The organism is Polynucleobacter alcilacus (assembly GCF_018881545.1).
In the GTDB taxonomy this organism is placed as follows: Bacteria; Pseudomonadota; Gammaproteobacteria; order Burkholderiales; family Burkholderiaceae; genus Polynucleobacter; species Polynucleobacter alcilacus.
This window is the reverse complement of sequence record NZ_JACVQD010000001.1, coordinates 1,900,232-1,916,948: the sequence shown is the minus strand read 5'-3', so window position 1 is coordinate 1,916,948 and position 16,717 is coordinate 1,900,232. Positions and strand designations below refer to the sequence as shown.

The window sequence follows — 16,717 nt, the reverse complement described above, 5'->3', positions numbered from 1 at the left end:
ACAGCCTTACTCTGAGGAGCGATGCAGAATCTCGCGATTACCACCGTTACCCATTTTGGATACCAGCCCCGCTTTTTCCATATCTTCGAGCAAGCGGGCAGCGCGGTTATAGCCAATCCGCAAATGACGTTGCACCAACGAGATCGAAGGACGCTTGTTTTCAAGAACAATCGCAACCGCTTGGTCATACAGTGGGTCTGCTTCACCACCACTCTCGCCGGTTAATGCATCGCCATTGGATTCATCCACACCTTCGAGGACGCCATCAATGTAATTGGCCTCACCCTTTTCTTTGAGCCATTCAACAACACGATGGACTTCATCATCAGATACAAAGGCGCCATGAACGCGCACTGGCAAACCGGTGCCTGGTGCCATGTAAAGCATGTCGCCCATACCGAGTAGTGCTTCCGCGCCTTGCTGATCCAAAATTGTCCGGCTGTCGATCTTGCTGCTCACTTGGAATGAGATACGGGTTGGCACATTCGCCTTAATTAAACCCGTAATCACGTCGACGCTGGGACGTTGGGTTGCCAACACCAAGTGAATACCAGCGGCACGGGCTTTTTGTGCAATTCGCGCAATGAGTTCTTCGATCTTCTTACCAGACACCATCATCAAGTCAGCCAACTCATCGATCACGATCACGATGACAGGCGCCTTATAGATTGGCTCAGGGTCTTCGGGAGTCAAGCTAAATGGATTGGTGAGCTTCTCACCCTTTTCTTCTGCTTCCAGAATCTTCTTATTAAAGCCAGCCAAGTTCCGCACACCAAACTTACTCATGAGCTTGTAGCGGCGCTCCATCTCATTCACTGCCCAGTTCAGCGCGTTATATGCTTGTTTCATATCTGTCACAACTGGGCAAAGCAAATGGGGGATCTTGTCGTACATCGCCATCTCCAGCATCTTCGGATCAATCATGATGAGTCTTACCTCATCAGGTTTAGCCTTAAAGAGCAGAGAGAGAATCATGGCATTAATACCGACTGACTTACCAGCACCAGTAGTACCTGCTACCAAGCAGTGTGGCATCTTTGCTAAGTCAGCAACCATCGGACTACCGGCAATATCTTTACCTAAAGCCAGCGTTAATAATGAATGGTTATCGTTGTAGACTTGGGAAGTCAAAATCTCAGACAGATAGACAGATTGGCGCGTTGGGTTTGGCAATTCCAAAGCCATACAGGTCTTACCCGGAATGGTTTCTACTACACGCATGCTGACTACGCCTAGAGCACGCGCTAGGTCACGAGAAAGATTCACAATCTGACTGCCCTTTACGCCTACTGCGGGATCAATCTCGTAACGGGTAACAACTGGGCCAGGGTAAGCCGCGATTACCGTTACCTGAACATTAAATTCTGCGAGCTTACGTTCAATTAAACGGGATGTGAATTCCAATACATCGGCAGAAATTGTTTCTTTTACTTCTGGTACAGGATCCAGCAATGCCAATGGTGGCAATTCTGAATCGGGGATATCCACAAACAAGGGTTGTTGTTTCTCGCGCTCGACACGGGCACTCTTTGGAATCTCTGCTGGCGCCCGCACAATTTGGACGGGAGCAGCAACTTCCACGCGTCCGCGGAACTCTTCCACAAATTCTTCACGCTCTTCAGCAGCAGCCTCGCCTAGCCGCCGATCTGCCTCACTATCGCGACGTTCACGAATGCGATGAAAGGTCACTTCTAAAAAACGCCCTACTTTTTCAGCGACATCTAACCAAGAAAAATGGAGAAACAAAGACAAACCAGCACAGAGGCCAAATAGAAGAATGAGCGTTGCACCAGTAAAACCCAAGGACATTTGTAAGGGATCGCCAATCAACTCGCCCAAAATGCCACCAGGAGGCCTAGGAAGCTCCCAGGACATGGAATGCATCCGAATGGACTCAAGACCCATACTGCAGATTAAAGTCAGCCCAAAGCCCAACCAGCGCACCAATAAAGAATCTGGCTTAGCGTCAGGGTCTGGGGGAAGCGGAATACTCCAAAGTTCACGCCAACCATTAAGCACACGCCGCCCAAAGAGAACCACCCACCAAAAGGCGGAAATTCCGAAGATATAGAGCATTAAATCGGCTAAATAAGCCCCAAAACGACCGCCTAGGTTCCTGGGGGCCTCAAAACTAGCATGGGACCAAGCGGGATCGGCTTTGGAATAGCTAAGCAAAATAGCAAATAAACCGAGGCATAAACCCAAGGAGATAAACCAGCGGGCCTCCATTAGCAGGCGGGGCATCCGGCCCTGACTACCGTTTTCAGGGGGCCTGGTCATTGGGGACTTCGGATATACAGTTCGCGCCATGTTCTGCTGATTGTAAACAAGCAAATCTATAATTTGGATATGAATACAAATACCCCAAAACACTCCAAAGTTCTTATCCTCGGTTCTGGCCCTGCTGGCTATACAGCTGCAGTCTATGCTGCTAGAGCCAATTTAAAGCCTACCCTCATTACCGGATTGGCTCAAGGGGGTCAGTTAATGACCACCACAGACGTCGAAAACTGGCCTGCTGATGCCGATGGAGTCCAAGGACCCGAGCTCATGGAGCGCTTTTTAAAGCATGCGGAGCGCTTCAATACCGAGATCATTTTTGACCATATTCATACTGCAGCCCTTACTGAGAAACCGATTCGTCTCGTTGGCGACTCTGGAACTTATACCTGCGATGCGCTGATTATTTCTACTGGGGCTTCTGCTCAATACATTGGCTTACCGAGTGAAGAAGCTTTTATGGGTCGCGGTGTTTCTGGTTGCGCCACTTGCGATGGTTTCTTCTACCGTAATCAAGATGTCTGCGTAGTTGGTGGTGGTAACACTGCAGTGGAAGAAGCGCTCTACCTCACCGGTATTGCAAAAAAGGTAACCGTCATACACCGGCGCGATAAATTCCGTGCTGAACCAATCTTGAATGATCGTCTCATGGCTAAAGTTGCCGAAGGTAAAGTAGAACTCAAACTCAACGCCACACTTGACGAAGTCCTTGGCGATGAAAAAGGTGTAACTGGTGCGCGCATTAAGAAACAAGATGGCAGCACAGAAGACATTGCTGTCACAGGCGTATTCATTGCGATTGGACACAAACCCAACACTGAACTCTTTGTTGGCCAGCTCGATATGCACAATGGTTACATTAAGACCCACTCAGGCCTCGAGGGTAATGCCACTGCTACTAACATCCCTGGTGTGTTTGCCTCTGGGGATGTGCAAGACCACATCTACCGCCAAGCGATTACTAGCGCTGGTACAGGCTGTATGGCTGCTTTAGATGCACAGCGTTATTTAGAAACTTTGGATTAAGCTTTCAAAGATTTGCTAATAAAAACGCCTAGCATTGCTAGGCGTTTTTATTTAATGCGCTCTTCGCTCTTATGTGCTCAGAGCTAGTAAGGCCACTTCTGGAGCGCGGTCAAGTATTTTTAGCAACGCTTTTGCTGCGCCCGTGGGACTACGCTTCCCTTGCTCCCAATTTCGAATAGTTTCCAAGGAAACTTCAATATGATTGGAGAATTCCTGTTGAGATAAACCAATGCGCTCACGCACACGCTTTGCATACTTTGCAGCATCGTGCATAGCATCAGCATCATCTTCTTTTTGGTGCAACTTAATCAGACGCTCAGTAGTTGCATCAAGCAACTTCTTGTTAACAAAACCCTTCGGAAAGCTTTTAGGATTATTTAGATCAACACTTACGCGAACTATTTTTTTCATAACGTTTGACCTCCCTACTATTAGCCCTTCTTGCCGAAATAATTCTGATAGCCCTATGCCTTGATGTAAAAACAACTACAAAGACCTTTTCATCTATAACGCCTAACGCACGAAAACGCTCTTCACCGTAATCCCTGCGCTGATCACGCTCTATAAGTAGCGCGGGATCTGTAAAAATTGTTATCACATATGCAAAATCAAAATTTCGAGAAATCTGGCATGAGTTACTTTTAGCCCAATCCCATTCAAAATCCATTAATCTAATGGTAGTTCAATGAACTACCCCTGTCAAGTGCCCCTTAATGCTAAAACGCCCAGCATTGCTAGGCGTTTTAGTTTGTTACTTTCATTACTTTTTCTTAACGACTGATTACCGGCAGCAACGGCACGATTAGTAAAGCTACGATGTTGATGATCTTGATGAGTGGGTTTACTGCAGGACCGGCAGTATCTTTGTAGGGATCGCCCACCGTATCGCCAGTCACTGCTGCTTTATGCGCATCAGAACCTTTACCGCCGAAGTTACCCTCTTCGATATATTTCTTGGCATTGTCCCAAGCACCGCCACCAGTACACATGGAGATCGCTACAAATAAGCCCGTCACAATCGTGCCCATTAGCAAACCGCCCAATGCGGCTGGTCCCAATACAAGACCAACTACGATCGGCGCCACCACTGGCAATAGCGAAGGCACAATCATCTCTTTAATTGCAGCAGAAGTGAGCATATCTACTGCCTTGCCGTATTCAGGCTTCGCAGTGCCCTCCATGATTCCAGGGATATCGCGGAACTGACGACGGACCTCTTCTACTACAGCACCAGCACAACGACCAACCGCTTCCATTGCCATCGCACCAAACAAGTAAGGAATCATGCCACCAATAAAGAGGCCAATGATCACCATATGGTTGGACAAGTCGAAGGAGACTTGTTGGCCAATACCCTCTAAGGCATGGGTGTAGTCAGCAAAAAGTACGAGTGAGGCTAAACCAGCAGACCCAATGGCGTAACCCTTGGTAACTGCTTTGGTAGTGTTACCAACAGCGTCCAATGGATCAGTGATATCGCGAACTGCTTGTGGCAAACCTGCCATCTCTGCAATACCACCCGCATTATCAGTAATAGGACCGTAAGCATCTAGAGCAACCACAATACCGGCCATGGACAACATGGCGGTTGCTGCAATCGCAATCCCGTACAAACCGGCTAACCAATAGGCTGCATAAATTGCCGCACAGACAAAGAGCACAGGGTATGCAGTGGACTTCATGGAGATACCTAAGCCAGCAATAATATTAGTGCCATGACCTTTAGTAGAGGCTTCAGCAATATGTTGTACTGGCTTGAACTGGGTACCGGTGTAGTACTCAGTGATCCACACTAAGCCTGCAGTCAGCAAAAGGCCAACTATTGTCGAGCCAAACAAGCGCCACTGACTACCTGGAATACCGAGCGCATCATCGGGCATGATGAAGTTGGTTACAAAGTAGAAGGCAATTAAAGATAAGCCACCAGCAATGATCAAGCCCTTATACAAAGCAGGCATGACATTTTTCATCCCCGGTGTTGCTTTAACAAATGAGCAACCAACAATGGATGCAATGATAGAGACACCGCCCAAGACCAATGGGTAAACAATCGCAGCTACTGGTGCACTTGAAATAATTAATGATCCCAGCACCATGGTGGCGATGAGCGTTACTGCATAAGTTTCAAATAAGTCAGCCGCCATACCTGCGCAATCACCGACGTTATCACCAACGTTATCGGCAATCACTGCCGGATTGCGTGGATCATCTTCCGGAATTCCGGCCTCTACTTTGCCGACTAAGTCTGCACCCACGTCAGCACCCTTAGTAAAGATACCGCCTCCAAGCCGCGCAAAGATAGAAATTAATGAAGAGCCGAAAGCCAAACCAATTAAGGGATGCAATACAGCAGAGAGATCTTGTCCTGAGCCAATCGAGACAAGGAACATAAAGAACAGACCAACACCCAAGAGACCAAGACCAACGACCAACATGCCAGTAATCGCGCCACCCTTAAATGCAACATTTAAGGCTTCATTCATCCCCTTGGTAGCTGCTTCTGCTGTCCGAACGTTGGCGCGGACCGATACATTCATACCGATGAAGCCGCATGCCCCAGACAGAACCGCACCAACTACAAAACCAATAGCAGTCGCGAAGTCTAAGAAGAGTGCCATCAGGATGGTCAGAACGACCCCGACCACAGCGATGGTTTTGTATTGACGCGATAAATAGGCGGCAGCGCCGAGTTGAATTGCCTCAGCAATCTCTTGCATCTTGGCATTGCCAGTACCTTGCTTCAAAATCCAGCTGCGCATCACAAAACCGTAAACTACGGCTAGGACACCGCATGCCAAGGCAAAATACAAGCCTAAAGTGACATTACTCATGCTTGAACTCCCTAAAGTTGATCTCTATTGTTTCTATATCTGGCGCTTAGGTAGACCTGGTTTCTGAAAGCCTTAAACTAGGGTCTTTAAGCTGTAACAGTATGTAACAGAATCACCCCTGCTTCCCTTCACTAGAATCAGGGTATTTACTAATCACTATTCGGAGTATTTATGAGTCTCGACAACGTCAAGCCAGGAAAAAAGATCCCTGAGAGCTTCAACGTCATTATTGAAATCCCAATGAATGCTGATCCTATCAAGTATGAAGTGGATAAAGAAAGTGGCGCAATTTTCGTCGACCGTTTCATGGGTACTGCAATGCACTATCCCTGCAACTATGGCTATATTAATAAAACCATCGCTGGTGATGGTGACCCGGTTGATGTTCTTGTAATCACTCCATTTCCACTCATCCCGGGCGTTGTAGTGAGCTGTCGCGCTATTGGTCTACTCAAAATGGAAGATGAGGCTGGACAAGACGCTAAATTATTAGCAGTTCCAGAAGACAAAATTTTGCCGATCTACACCCATTGGCAAAAACCAGAAGACATCAATCCATTACGTTTAAACCAAATCCAACACTTTTTTGAACACTACAAAGATCTCGAGCCAGGCAAGTGGGTAAAAGTGAGTGGTTGGGGTGGTGTTGCGGATGCACATCAAGAAATTTTGGAAGGCATTGAGCGCTACAACAAAGCAGCTAAATAATTCATTATTGAAATATGGAACAGAAAAGGCTTTGTGAATCAAAGTGAGTGCGCAAAAAATTGCCCTAGCCCAAATAAACCCCTTACTGGGTGATCTGGCTGGTAACGCGCAACTGATTCATAAAGCCGCTCTAGAGGCCTTTAAACAAGGTGCCAAACTACTTGTTACCCCTGAGCTTTCGCTCACTGGATATCCTCCTGAAGATCTCTTGCTGCGCCCTGCTTTTATTGAAGCAACCCAACTGCAGCTTGATCTCTTGATGAAAGAGCTAGCTCAATACTCGGGTCTTACTGTGGTGGTGGGGCACCCCAAAAAGACTCCTGATGGTCTGCAAAACTTTGCCTCTGTTTTGCAAAACGGCAAAGTGCTCGCAGGTTATGCCAAACAAGAATTACCCAATCATGAAGTATTTGATGAAGTACGCTACTTCGTCCCCGGCAACCAAGCCTGTGTTTTTGAATGCGAAGGGATTCGCTACGGCGTAATCCTCTGCGAAGATGCATGGCATATTGGTCCAGCAAAACAAGCACGGGCTGCTGGCGCCCAAGTAATACTGGTACCCAATGCTTCTCCCTATCATCTGAAAAAAGAAGCGCTGCGTATAGAGGTACTGCGTGAACATATCGCGCTAACCAATATGCCCCTGGTCTATGTCAATGCCGTTGGCGGTCAAGATGAATTGGTATTTGATGGTGGATCCTTTGCTCTCAATGCTAATGGCGAAGTCGTCATGGCCATGCCTCAATTTGTCACTGACTTAGGTTTCGTGGAAATAAACTCCTCAGGCCAATTAGAAACAGGAACTATCACCCCGCCCCAAAGCGTTGAGGCCCAAGCCTATCAAGCACTGGTTCTGGGCGTGCGCGACTACGTGAACAAGAATGGTTTCCCAGGTGTGATTATTGGACTTTCAGGCGGCGTGGATTCAGCCTTGGTTCTGGCACTTGCGGTAGATGCCTTGGGTGCCGATAAAGTCCGAACCGTCATGATGGCCTCGCGCTACACAGCGGACATCTCTTGGATTGATGCCCGTGAAATGGCTCAAAATTTAGGCGTTCAATACGATGAAATTCCAATCAGCGGTCCGGTAGATGCTTTAGAAGAATCTTTGGCAGAGCAATTTCAGGGCCTAAAAGCCGATGCTACTGAGGAGAATATTCAGGCTCGGGTCCGCGGCACCCTACTCATGGCTTTATCAAACAAAACGGGTCGCCTAGTTTTAACCACTGGCAATAAGAGTGAGATGGCCGTGGGCTACTGCACGCTCTATGGTGATATGGCTGGCGGATTTGCAGTGATTAAAGATATCGCCAAGACCTTGGTTTATCGCTTATGCGCTTATCGCAATAGCATTAGCCCTGTTATTCCAGAACGAATTCTTACCCGCGCCCCATCAGCGGAGTTACGCCCCGATCAAACCGACCAAGATAGCCTGCCTTCCTATGAAGTATTGGATGGAATTGTCGAGCGCTATATGGAACAGAACCAATCCATCGCAGAAATCATTACCGCTGGTTTTGATCCTGAGAGCGTGGAAAAGGTCACTCGCCTCATCAAACTCAATGAATACAAGCGCCGCCAAGCCCCTCCTGGGGTACGGGTAACTACTCGCGCCTTTGGTCGTGATTGGCGCTACCCAATTACTTCGCAATTTAGAGCCTAAAATAGCCGTTTTAGACCCAATTTATAGACAGGATCCAGTTCTAGGTATGATTACTGGGTTAGGGAGATCAAATGAAATTAATTACATCAATCATTAAGCCGTTCAAGCTCGACGAAGTCCGTGAAGCATTAGCTGAAGTGGGTGTCACTGGCTTAACCGTTACTGAAGTAAAAGGGTTTGGTCGCCAAAAAGGACATACCGAACTGTATCGTGGCGCAGAGTATGTGGTGGACTTTTTGCCTAAAGTAAAAGTCGAAGCGGTGGTGCCAGGTGACCGCGTTGAAGCTGCTATTGAAGCAATTACTAAAGCAGCGCATACAGGAAAAATTGGTGACGGCAAGATTTTTGTTACTGCAGTAGAGCAAGTCATACGTATTCGTACTGGCGAAACCGACGAATCCGCTGTTTGATATAACTCTGGTGGGCTAAGAGGCTCTTAAGCCAATAAGCTTGCTGATCTTACTGAGTATCGGTTGCAGGCGCAGGCTGACCAAGCTCAGCCGCTTCTAAAATAATGGTCCTGCCACTGGTATTGCTCGGGCGCACCTTAGCTCCCTGATAGTACAAGTCCACCTGATTCAAGCCTGCAGTTAAGACCTTAAATGGCGGCTTTCCGTAAATACTGGCACCCATTCCGGGCTCTAGAGTTTTATTTTGGGTTTTACCAGTCGCATCGACTACGCAAACTGTTTGAGAAGTCTTCGCCTGAACATAAACCATATCACCTGTCTTTTTAGGGGCTTCGGACTTATAACTCACAACTGATGCATCGGCACTGGGGCATTCAGAAGGGCTTATCTGAGGGGTGCTTGCAGCCGTTGACGGCGTCGCCACTGCAAATGCTGCAGCCCCCGCTACTGGTGCGCCAGGCTTATTGTCTTGCGCTACATCTGGAGTAATCGGCGTATTTGGTGACACCGGTTCGGCAACCACTTCTTCTACCAACACGACTTCTTTTTTAACGGGCTCTGGGAAAAATAAAGGGCGCAAATTAATCAAGGCGAATACACCTGCTGCTGCAATACTCAGCAACAAAAATAGTTTCTTTCTTGAACTATCTGAAGTCTTCTCTTTGTTAAACCCCTTTTCAACTACAAACTCTTGGGGGTTGAGTATCTTTGCTTGCTGAGGCTGCGAATCTGGCTTGATTATCTCGGCCACTTTTTCTACCACTGGTTCAGCTTGTATTTCTGCGGCATCTTTCTGGGTGGGGAAAAGCCCACCAAAATCAAATGCTTCTTCTTCTGGTAATTTTAATAAGCCAGCAACTTTTTTCGCAGCGGTAACTCGAATTTGAGCACTATAAAAAGAGGCACTCCCGCCATTTTCGATCTGCTCTATTTGACGCACTGAAAGACAAGCCATGCCCGCCAATTCTTTTACACTTAAACCAAGACTTTCTCTAGCCTTAGTAAAAGCTTCTTTACGAATCTCCGGTAATTTGTCGCTAGTTGGCATTGCGATTCTCTTGTCTCATCACTTGTTGCGTATCTTAGCAACTTTATATGTCTGAAATGTAAATGCTTTATTAATTTGTAGTATCTAAATACCACCAAATACATTAATCCAACAGCTTGCTACTTAGCGGGCGCTTCTCCGACTCCGACTCCAAAAATTTCTTCACCAAAGTTTTAAATGAGTCCGTGCATTTAATCGATTTCTCTAAAAATACAGCGGCAGTTAAATAATCCTCAACGAGGTAGCCGAATTCGCCAACTTTAGTCATTGAATTCAAAGGTAAAGTAATCGAGGTCTGACTGTAACTCAGTTAGTTGTTCTAAGCTATCTGCTTTAGAGCGAATATTCATGCCTTAAGCCAATAAATGGATTCACTTTTCTGTTGCACCGCAGCATATTGAGAACTTACTCAGGGCATGGTGAGAATCTAAGACCCTTTTTACGTATCACGGCACAATAGAGCCTTTCGAAATAAACCTTTTCTGGAGTAATAAGCATGAAACGCCTAAATGAACGCTCGCGCATGGTCACAGAAGGAGTCGCTCGCGCCCCCAATCGTTCGATGTATTACGCAATGGGTTATCAAGAAAAGGATTTTTCTAAACCAATGGTGGGGGTTGCCAACGGCCACTCCACAATAACCCCTTGCAATAGCGGCTTACAAAAATTAGCCGATGCTGCCGTGGTTGCTCTTGAAGAAGCTGGTGCAAAAGCACAGTTATTCGGAACACCTACTGTTTCTGATGGTATTGGTATGGGTACCGAAGGGATGAAGTATTCCCTCGTATCACGCGAAGTCATTGCTGACAGCATTGAAGTTTGTGTCAACGGCCTTTGGCAAGACGGCGTCTTAGTCATTGGAGGCTGCGATAAAAATATGCCCGGTGGCATGATGGCTTTAGCTCGCACGAATGTTCCCGGCATTTATGTCTATGGCGGCACAATCAAACCAGGTCACTACAAGGGTAAAGAACTGAATATTGTTTCGGCATTTGAAGCAGTTGGTGAATTTACTTCCGGCAGATTAAGTGCAGAGGATTTAAAAGGGGTTGAAGAAAACGCCTGCCCAGGTAGCGGTTCTTGCGGTGGTATGTATACCGCTAACACCATGAGCTCATCCTTCGAGGCACTAGGCATGAGCCTGCCCTATTCTTCTACGATGGCTAATGAAGATGAGGAGAAAGTAGTAAGCGCTGCTGAATCTGCTCGTGTACTAGTAGAAGCTATTAAAAATAATTTGCGTCCCCGTGACATCATTACCAAAAAATCCATCGAGAATGCAGTCAGTGTGATCATGGCAGTTGGTGGCTCTACCAATGCGGTATTACACTTCCTAGCCATTACCAGCGCAGCAGAAATCGATTGGACCATCGATGATTTTGAGCGTATTCGTAAGCAGGTTCCTGTGATCGTGGATATGAAACCATCCGGTACGTATTTAGCAACCGATTTACATCTAGCCGGTGGTATTCCGCAAGTCATGAAAATCTTGCTAGATGGCGGATTACTCCATGGTGATTGCATGACAATTACTGGCAAGACTATTGCTGAAGTATTAAAAGATATTCCTGCTGTGCCACGCGCCGATCAAAAGGTCATTCGCACTTTAGACAATCCTTTGTACAAGCAGGGTCACTTAGCCATCCTAAAAGGCAATATTTCTCCAGAAGGTTGCGTAGCCAAGATTACCGGCCTAAAGAACCCTTCTATGACTGGTCCTGCTCGTGTCTTCGATTCTGAAGATGATGCAATGGCAGCAATCATGGCCCAAAAAATCAAAGATGGTGACGTTGTTGTGATTCGCTACGAGGGCCCCAAAGGCGGCCCTGGTATGCGTGAGATGCTTGCCCCTACTTCAGCTCTCGTTGGCCAAGGCCTAGGAGAAACTGTAGGCCTCATCACCGATGGTCGCTTCTCTGGTGGTACTTGGGGCATGGTAGTGGGTCACGTTGCCCCTGAAGCCTATGTTGGTGGTGTCATTGCGCTCATCCATGAAGGTGACTCAGTCACCATCGATGCTCACCAACTTCTGATTCAGCTCAATGTCGATGAAGCGGAGATCGCTAAGCGCCGTGCAGCTTGGGTGCAACCAAAGCCCCGCTATACCCGTGGCTTGCTTGCTAAGTACGCTAGCCTTGCCAGTAGCGCAAGTAAAGGTGCGGTAACCGATCTCAATTTGGACCTATAAAGTCAGAGGCCTCAATAGCAAAAGCCCCTAAGTAAAACTAGGGGCTTTTTTTCTTCCTACTCTGTTTCTACTGCGTTTACACTGCCTGCATTAATGCTTCATTACACCTGGACTACCCATTGCATTGACTGGCATTTTCACTTCAACTTCACCAGCCTTCGCAAACTTCAACTTTACGGGCACTGTCTCACCACTTGCTAATGGCGCTTTGATATTCATAAACATGAGGTGCATGCCACCAGGCTTTAATTCAACCATTCCCCCTGCCGGCACTGGAATATCCTTCACTTGACGCATCTTCATCACATTACCTTCCATTGACATTTCATGCAGCTGCACTTCACCAGCAATAGGAGAGCTAGCGGAGACCAATAGATCAGTAGCACCTTTATTGTCGATTTTCATAAAACCACCGGCAACCTGCTGGCCAGGAACGGTCGCACGAGTATAAGCATCCTCAATCTTGATAGCGCCCACTTTTGCCACTTGTGCTTGAGCTGTAAGGCTCAAACCCAGCACTGCAGACATCAACATTGATCCCAATATATTGTGTTTCATACTTCCCCCTTTAATTAATCTTATAGCCCAAGATGGCTCTCAAGCTCTTTTTCAAAGTAATCGTTAGCGCCATGATCTTGAATCCTAGGAACCTTTCACCATCCAAGCTTGCAGCTCTTGGAAATTTGTCAGCCCTGTTTTTCGAGTTGCTTTACCGTTTTTATCGATCAAAATCGTAGTAGGTGTTTCTCCATGCCATTTGCGGTCAATCTCATAGCGCAAGCGCTCATCAAATGGTGCTACAACATAATAGTTATTGGCATTTTGCAGATTTGCCTTAGTAAGCATTGTTTGCATGCTCTCAGTAGAGACATCATCTACCTGAATAAACACCAGCTTTGCATTGGGATGACTTTTTAGAAAACTGCCCCATTGGGGAAATTCTTTAATACAAGATGGGCAAGTGACTCCCCAAAAGTGAACAGCCAAAGGCGCACCATTTGCAGCCTTAACTAAGTTAGACCAATCCCCATTTTGATAAGGCTTCAATGTGGGCTTTTCGGCAAAAGCCAAATTAAGCATTCCAATTACCAGCATGAATGCAAGTACGATTTTTTTCATTGCCGCTGTCCAATCTGAATTAACTGATATCCATCTTGGCGCGTTAGCCAGGATAAAAATACAGTATTGCCTTGATTGACGAGTAAAGGATGGTCACTATAAGAGCTGGTTTGAGAGGCCCACTGTGGATCTGACCAGGTTTTTCCATCGTCCTCTGAATGCTTGATATAAACCATGGAGCGGGATCCATCAAATTCTTTCCAGGTCATCCAAACTTGCTGACCTAAGGCCAAGAGATAGGGTCTTGAAACATTAGCACTTTCTGCACCAATTCTGGAGGGCTTGGAATAACTTAAACCTTGATTGCTAGAGTTGGCATAGAAGACTCCAGAGCGCTTACTGCCTTGGGTGTACCAAGCCACATGAAATTTACCCGTACCAGATACTGCGATGGATGGGCCATGATGCGGACAAGCGTCTGTCTTCCAATTATCGTCAGCCACTCTTCGTATAGCTTGAGCCCCTTTAGTACTAATGACTTGACTTGCTTGATCTCTAATACCTCCAGAAAATATCGCACGGTATGCAATCACTGGCTGGGCTTGGGGATCTAAACTTCCGCCAATGCGACAACATTCACAACTATTCTCATTGGCAAACTGCTCAGCTTGAAAAGTCTTCCCACCATCATTCGAAAATGCATATGCAATCGATCCGCCTAAACGCTTTGTCCCACCCTGCTTTGAAGCGGCCACTAAACGCTTATCAATCCAAGAGATAAAAATAGAGTCGTCAGGTCTGATTAAAATGGATGGAAAGCGTTGACTGGAGGCATCTTGAACTAAGGATACGGGAGCAGTAAAAGTATTCCCGCCATCCATTGACCTAGCGGTATTAATTTGCGCATTCCAATGAGAGTCCTTAAAAAAGGCATAAGCCAAAAAGACCTTTCCTTGTTTATCAGAAACAATTTGTGGGCGTGCATCACTACCTACATCTAAGGATTGTCCATGTTCTGCAATTTTTACTGGAATTGAGAACGTTTTTCCTAGATCGGAAGATTGCGCTACAGACACAACTCCATTTGCTGTCCAGGCCAATAATAATTGGCCATCAGCTCCAAAAAATGGGCTTGCAGCATTGGCACAATCGAGTCCAGAACCATGGCAAACACTACTCGTTTTTGCCGGAGTAATATTCATCGTCTGAGAGGCATGATCCATCTGCGCTTGAGTGCGTCCGGCGGCGCCGAGCACACTCAGAAAGAGTGCAGTAAGTAATAGTGGGCGACTAAAAGAGGTGAAGAGTTTAGACATCATTAGAAGATGATACGTGCACCAACGTTAATTGACTGAGGCTGACCAATGGTATAGCTTGAACTGCTACTTCCTGTTCCAAAAGTGATGTACTGCCGGTTGAATAAATTCACTGCAGAAGCAAAAACAGTGGCATTTTTAGTCGCCTCGTAATTGGCACGTAAGCCAACAACGGCATAAGACGCGACTGGCAAAGTATTGTTGTTATCTAACCATGAACTTCCGACATATCGAACGGTCGCAGTCAAGCTTGCTTGTGGCACTGGGTAATAGCTTAAGCCGCCGCCCAGAATGTTTTGGGGCACCCCAGCAACCTGTTTACCAACAGGATCAGTAGTAGCGGTCCAGGTTAACTTGGTACTAGTAAATGCATAATTTGCATCGGTGGCCCAATGCGAATTAATATCATGATGGAACTGAAACTCTATTCCCTGGCTTAATAAGCTTTGGTTATTCGTGTAGTAACTCGAGTTAGAAGTGCACCCAGATGGAGTTCCAACTGTAGCGCAAAGACTATTAGCCAATGCCTGCTGGCTTGGCCCAATCTTATAACTCACAATCGCATTTTGAACATAGTTATTAAAGGCAGTGAGTTGAGCAAATCCGCCCTTCCAGCGATAATCCGTTCCCACCTCATAGCCTGTCATGGTTTCGGGTGTGAGATTGGGATTGGCAAATGAGTAGCCTGTGCCTGATCCATAACTTCTGAGGGTGTTATTCATACCCGGCGCATGAAAGGCTTGATAAGCAGCAGATCGTAAATCCCAATCTTGACTCATTTTATAGAGTAAGCCTAAAGTTGGGCTAAACAAGGTCTTACTTTGGTTTGGGACGTTTTGATAGCTCGGCGTACCACTGCTGCCGGCATTATAGGAAGTTGGGGTTTGGCTGATCCACTGATCAACGCGGGCTGATAAAGTGGTCTCAAGCGGGATCGAATTTCCTTTGGACTTTACCTCAGCCAGCAAACCATAAAAGGACTGTTGACCCTGACCATAGTTCACTGCGGTAACGCCTCCGCCGGTATTCAGATTATTAGTTTGATTTGAGCCTGAAATATTGCGTGCATCAACAGCCATAATATATTGATCAATTAAGCCAGTGACTTCCTTAGTGTATTGAGCAGAGGCGCCAACTGTACTATAGGGATCATGATAGTTCGCATTAATATAGGGGTAGTTTTTTGGATTCGCTGTAGCGGAAGTGGTTGATCCATTTTGCTTGTTAAAGCCAGTCTTCTCGTAAAAGAAATTGACGTCTACTTTGGCTTTGTCATCGAGTCGCGTAGTAACTCCACCCGCTACATCTGTCTCTTGCATGATATTGCTTGCAAAGGCATACCCAGAGGATAAATCGGACATTGTGTGATAGCCAACTCGGAAGAATCCATTTGTGTCTGGGCTCGTTTTGAAGTAGCCCTGGAGCCTCATATTAGAATTATGTGAGCTAGAGTTACCTTGACCATTTTTAATATTCGCAGGAGACCCAGGGGAGATCGTAGCAATATTTTGATACCCATCGGTAGCAAAATAATCAGCTGAAAATCTCAAATGTAAAGCTTCAGAAGCTAGCAAATCTTTTGAGGCTGCTACATTGCTGGTGCCATAGGATCCAGTAGTCACTGATGCCTCCTGCTGACTATTGCTTGGCGTCTTAGTCTTAATATTGATGACACCACCCATGCCGTAGTTACCCCACAGACTAGAGACGCCACCACGAATAAATTCGACAGAATCAATGGACGACATTGGTACGAGATTCCACTGCACTGTGCCATAAAAAGCATCATTTGCCGGCAGGCCATCAATTAATACGAGCGTTCTCGCATTACCAAGGCCACGTACGTTAATGCTTTGGCCGGTGGGATCTTTTTGATAATATGGCGTGTCATTCAAAATGACGCCGGGAACATTTTTTAAAACTTGATCAATCGTTTGCTCAGGTGAAACCTCTAATACCTCTTTAGTCAAAATAGTAGTGTTGAGAGGCACCTCATCTAAGGGTGTACCTGAACGAGTTGCGCTAACGGTCACACTTTTTAACTTCTGATCATAATCAGGTGGTGGTGCAATTTGGGCCTGCGCACTTGCCCCTATTAGGATAACTCCAAATAGCAGGCTGATACACGCGCTGATTTTGTTCTGCTGCAACAACATGGACTTCTCCACACAATATGACGGTAACTTTT

The 16,717-nt window shown here is 46.4% G+C and carries 14 protein-coding genes; 5 read left to right on the top strand and 9 right to left on the bottom strand.

The genetic code is table 11. The features are described from left to right. Positions 1–6: 6 nt before the first annotated feature. Positions 7–2,310, bottom strand: coding sequence for a DNA translocase FtsK (locus tag ICN45_RS09825; RefSeq protein WP_439650789.1), 2,304 nt, complete (start codon positions 2,308–2,310; stop codon positions 7–9). 39 nt (positions 2,311–2,349) lie between these two features. Here ICN45_RS09825 and trxB point away from each other — a divergent pair, with 39 nt between their 5' ends. Next, positions 2,350–3,306 carry a thioredoxin-disulfide reductase gene (gene trxB / locus ICN45_RS09820; RefSeq protein WP_216175474.1) on the top strand — a complete coding sequence of 319 codons (957 nt, stop codon included), beginning with the start codon at positions 2,350–2,352 and terminating at the stop codon, positions 3,304–3,306. 69 nt (positions 3,307–3,375) lie between these two features. On the opposite strand, the gene ICN45_RS10455 is transcribed toward trxB, so the two are convergent. From ICN45_RS10455 to ICN45_RS09805, 3 genes are all read right to left on the bottom strand, one after another. After that, positions 3,376–3,717 carry a helix-turn-helix domain-containing protein gene (locus ICN45_RS10455; RefSeq protein WP_255531137.1) on the bottom strand — a complete coding sequence of 114 codons (342 nt, stop codon included), beginning with the start codon at positions 3,715–3,717 and terminating at the stop codon, positions 3,376–3,378. Then, the gene (locus ICN45_RS09810) at positions 3,689–3,973 is read right to left on the bottom strand and encodes a BrnT family toxin (RefSeq protein ID WP_216175473.1); all 285 of its coding nucleotides are present in this window, start codon (positions 3,971–3,973) and stop codon (positions 3,689–3,691) included. The genes ICN45_RS10455 and ICN45_RS09810 overlap by 29 nt, the downstream gene beginning before the upstream one ends. Positions 3,974–4,076: 103 nt before the next feature. Beyond that, positions 4,077–6,137, bottom strand: coding sequence for a sodium-translocating pyrophosphatase (locus tag ICN45_RS09805; protein ID WP_216175472.1), 2,061 nt, complete (start codon positions 6,135–6,137; stop codon positions 4,077–4,079). A gap of 171 nt (positions 6,138–6,308) precedes the next feature. Here ICN45_RS09805 and ppa point away from each other — a divergent pair, with 171 nt between their 5' ends. The 3 genes from ppa to ICN45_RS09790 all read left to right on the top strand — a co-directional run bounded on the left by ppa (position 6,309) and on the right by ICN45_RS09790 (position 8,918). After that, a complete protein-coding gene (ppa, locus tag ICN45_RS09800; protein ID WP_216175471.1) occupies positions 6,309–6,845 on the top strand; it encodes an inorganic diphosphatase in 537 nt (178 codons plus the stop codon). 43 nt (positions 6,846–6,888) lie between these two features. Next, on the top strand, positions 6,889–8,508 hold the full coding sequence (locus tag ICN45_RS09795) for an NAD+ synthase (RefSeq protein WP_216175470.1): 1,620 nt from the start codon (positions 6,889–6,891) through the stop codon (positions 8,506–8,508). Positions 8,509–8,579: 71 nt separating this feature from the next. After that, positions 8,580–8,918, top strand: coding sequence for a P-II family nitrogen regulator (locus tag ICN45_RS09790; RefSeq protein WP_216175469.1), 339 nt, complete (start codon positions 8,580–8,582; stop codon positions 8,916–8,918). Positions 8,919–8,967: 49 nt separating this feature from the next. Here the strand turns inward: ICN45_RS09790 and ICN45_RS09785 are convergent, their stop codons facing one another. Next, the gene (locus ICN45_RS09785; RefSeq protein ID WP_216175468.1) at positions 8,968–9,966 is read right to left on the bottom strand and encodes a helix-turn-helix domain-containing protein; all 999 of its coding nucleotides are present in this window, start codon (positions 9,964–9,966) and stop codon (positions 8,968–8,970) included. A 496-nt stretch (positions 9,967–10,462) separates the two neighbouring features. Between ICN45_RS09785 and ilvD the strand changes: the two genes are divergently transcribed. Further along, the gene (ilvD, locus tag ICN45_RS09780; RefSeq protein WP_216175467.1) at positions 10,463–12,154 is read left to right on the top strand and encodes a dihydroxy-acid dehydratase; all 1,692 of its coding nucleotides are present in this window, start codon (positions 10,463–10,465) and stop codon (positions 12,152–12,154) included. A gap of 90 nt (positions 12,155–12,244) precedes the next feature. On the opposite strand, the gene ICN45_RS09775 is transcribed toward ilvD, so the two are convergent. The 4 genes from ICN45_RS09775 to ICN45_RS09760 all read right to left on the bottom strand — a co-directional run bounded on the left by ICN45_RS09775 (position 12,245) and on the right by ICN45_RS09760 (position 16,685). Continuing rightward, entirely contained in the window at positions 12,245–12,712 is a 468-nt protein-coding gene (locus tag ICN45_RS09775; RefSeq protein WP_216175466.1) for a copper chaperone PCu(A)C, read from the bottom strand. Between the two features lie 84 nt (positions 12,713–12,796). Then, positions 12,797–13,273 carry a TlpA family protein disulfide reductase gene (locus ICN45_RS09770; RefSeq protein WP_216175465.1) on the bottom strand — a complete coding sequence of 159 codons (477 nt, stop codon included), beginning with the start codon at positions 13,271–13,273 and terminating at the stop codon, positions 12,797–12,799. Then, entirely contained in the window at positions 13,270–14,532 is a 1,263-nt protein-coding gene (locus tag ICN45_RS09765; RefSeq protein ID WP_216175464.1) for a sialidase family protein, read from the bottom strand. The genes ICN45_RS09770 and ICN45_RS09765 overlap by 4 nt, the downstream gene beginning before the upstream one ends. After that, positions 14,532–16,685, bottom strand: a complete 2,154-nt coding sequence (locus ICN45_RS09760) for a TonB-dependent receptor (protein WP_216175463.1) — start codon at positions 16,683–16,685, stop codon at positions 14,532–14,534. The genes ICN45_RS09765 and ICN45_RS09760 overlap by 1 nt, the downstream gene beginning before the upstream one ends. Between the last annotated feature and the right edge of the window lie 32 nt (positions 16,686–16,717).

What these genes read in the sequence shown, in the direction of transcription:
- ppa (WP_216175471.1), top strand. Translation starts at nt 6,309, where the DNA reads ATGAGTCTCGACAACGTCAAGCCAGGAAAAAAGATCCCTGAGAGCTTC.
- trxB (WP_216175474.1), top strand. Translation starts at nt 2,350, where the DNA reads ATGAATACAAATACCCCAAAACACTCCAAAGTTCTTATCCTCGGTTCT.
- ICN45_RS09770 (WP_216175465.1), bottom strand. Translation starts at nt 13,273, where the DNA reads ATGAAAAAAATCGTACTTGCATTCATGCTGGTAATTGGAATGCTTAAT.
- ICN45_RS09775 (WP_216175466.1), bottom strand. Translation starts at nt 12,712, where the DNA reads ATGAAACACAATATATTGGGATCAATGTTGATGTCTGCAGTGCTGGGT.
- ICN45_RS09760 (WP_216175463.1), bottom strand. Translation starts at nt 16,685, where the DNA reads ATGTTGTTGCAGCAGAACAAAATCAGCGCGTGTATCAGCCTGCTATTT.
- ICN45_RS09810 (WP_216175473.1), bottom strand. Translation starts at nt 3,973, where the DNA reads ATGGATTTTGAATGGGATTGGGCTAAAAGTAACTCATGCCAGATTTCT.
- ICN45_RS09765 (WP_216175464.1), bottom strand. Translation starts at nt 14,532, where the DNA reads ATGATGTCTAAACTCTTCACCTCTTTTAGTCGCCCACTATTACTTACT.
- ICN45_RS09785 (WP_216175468.1), bottom strand. Translation starts at nt 9,966, where the DNA reads ATGCCAACTAGCGACAAATTACCGGAGATTCGTAAAGAAGCTTTTACT.
- ICN45_RS09825 (WP_439650789.1), bottom strand. Translation starts at nt 2,310, where the DNA reads ATGGCGCGAACTGTATATCCGAAGTCCCCAATGACCAGGCCCCCTGAA.
- ICN45_RS09805 (WP_216175472.1), bottom strand. Translation starts at nt 6,137, where the DNA reads ATGAGTAATGTCACTTTAGGCTTGTATTTTGCCTTGGCATGCGGTGTC.
- ilvD (WP_216175467.1), top strand. Translation starts at nt 10,463, where the DNA reads ATGAAACGCCTAAATGAACGCTCGCGCATGGTCACAGAAGGAGTCGCT.
- ICN45_RS10455 (WP_255531137.1), bottom strand. Translation starts at nt 3,717, where the DNA reads ATGAAAAAAATAGTTCGCGTAAGTGTTGATCTAAATAATCCTAAAAGC.
- ICN45_RS09790 (WP_216175469.1), top strand. Translation starts at nt 8,580, where the DNA reads ATGAAATTAATTACATCAATCATTAAGCCGTTCAAGCTCGACGAAGTC.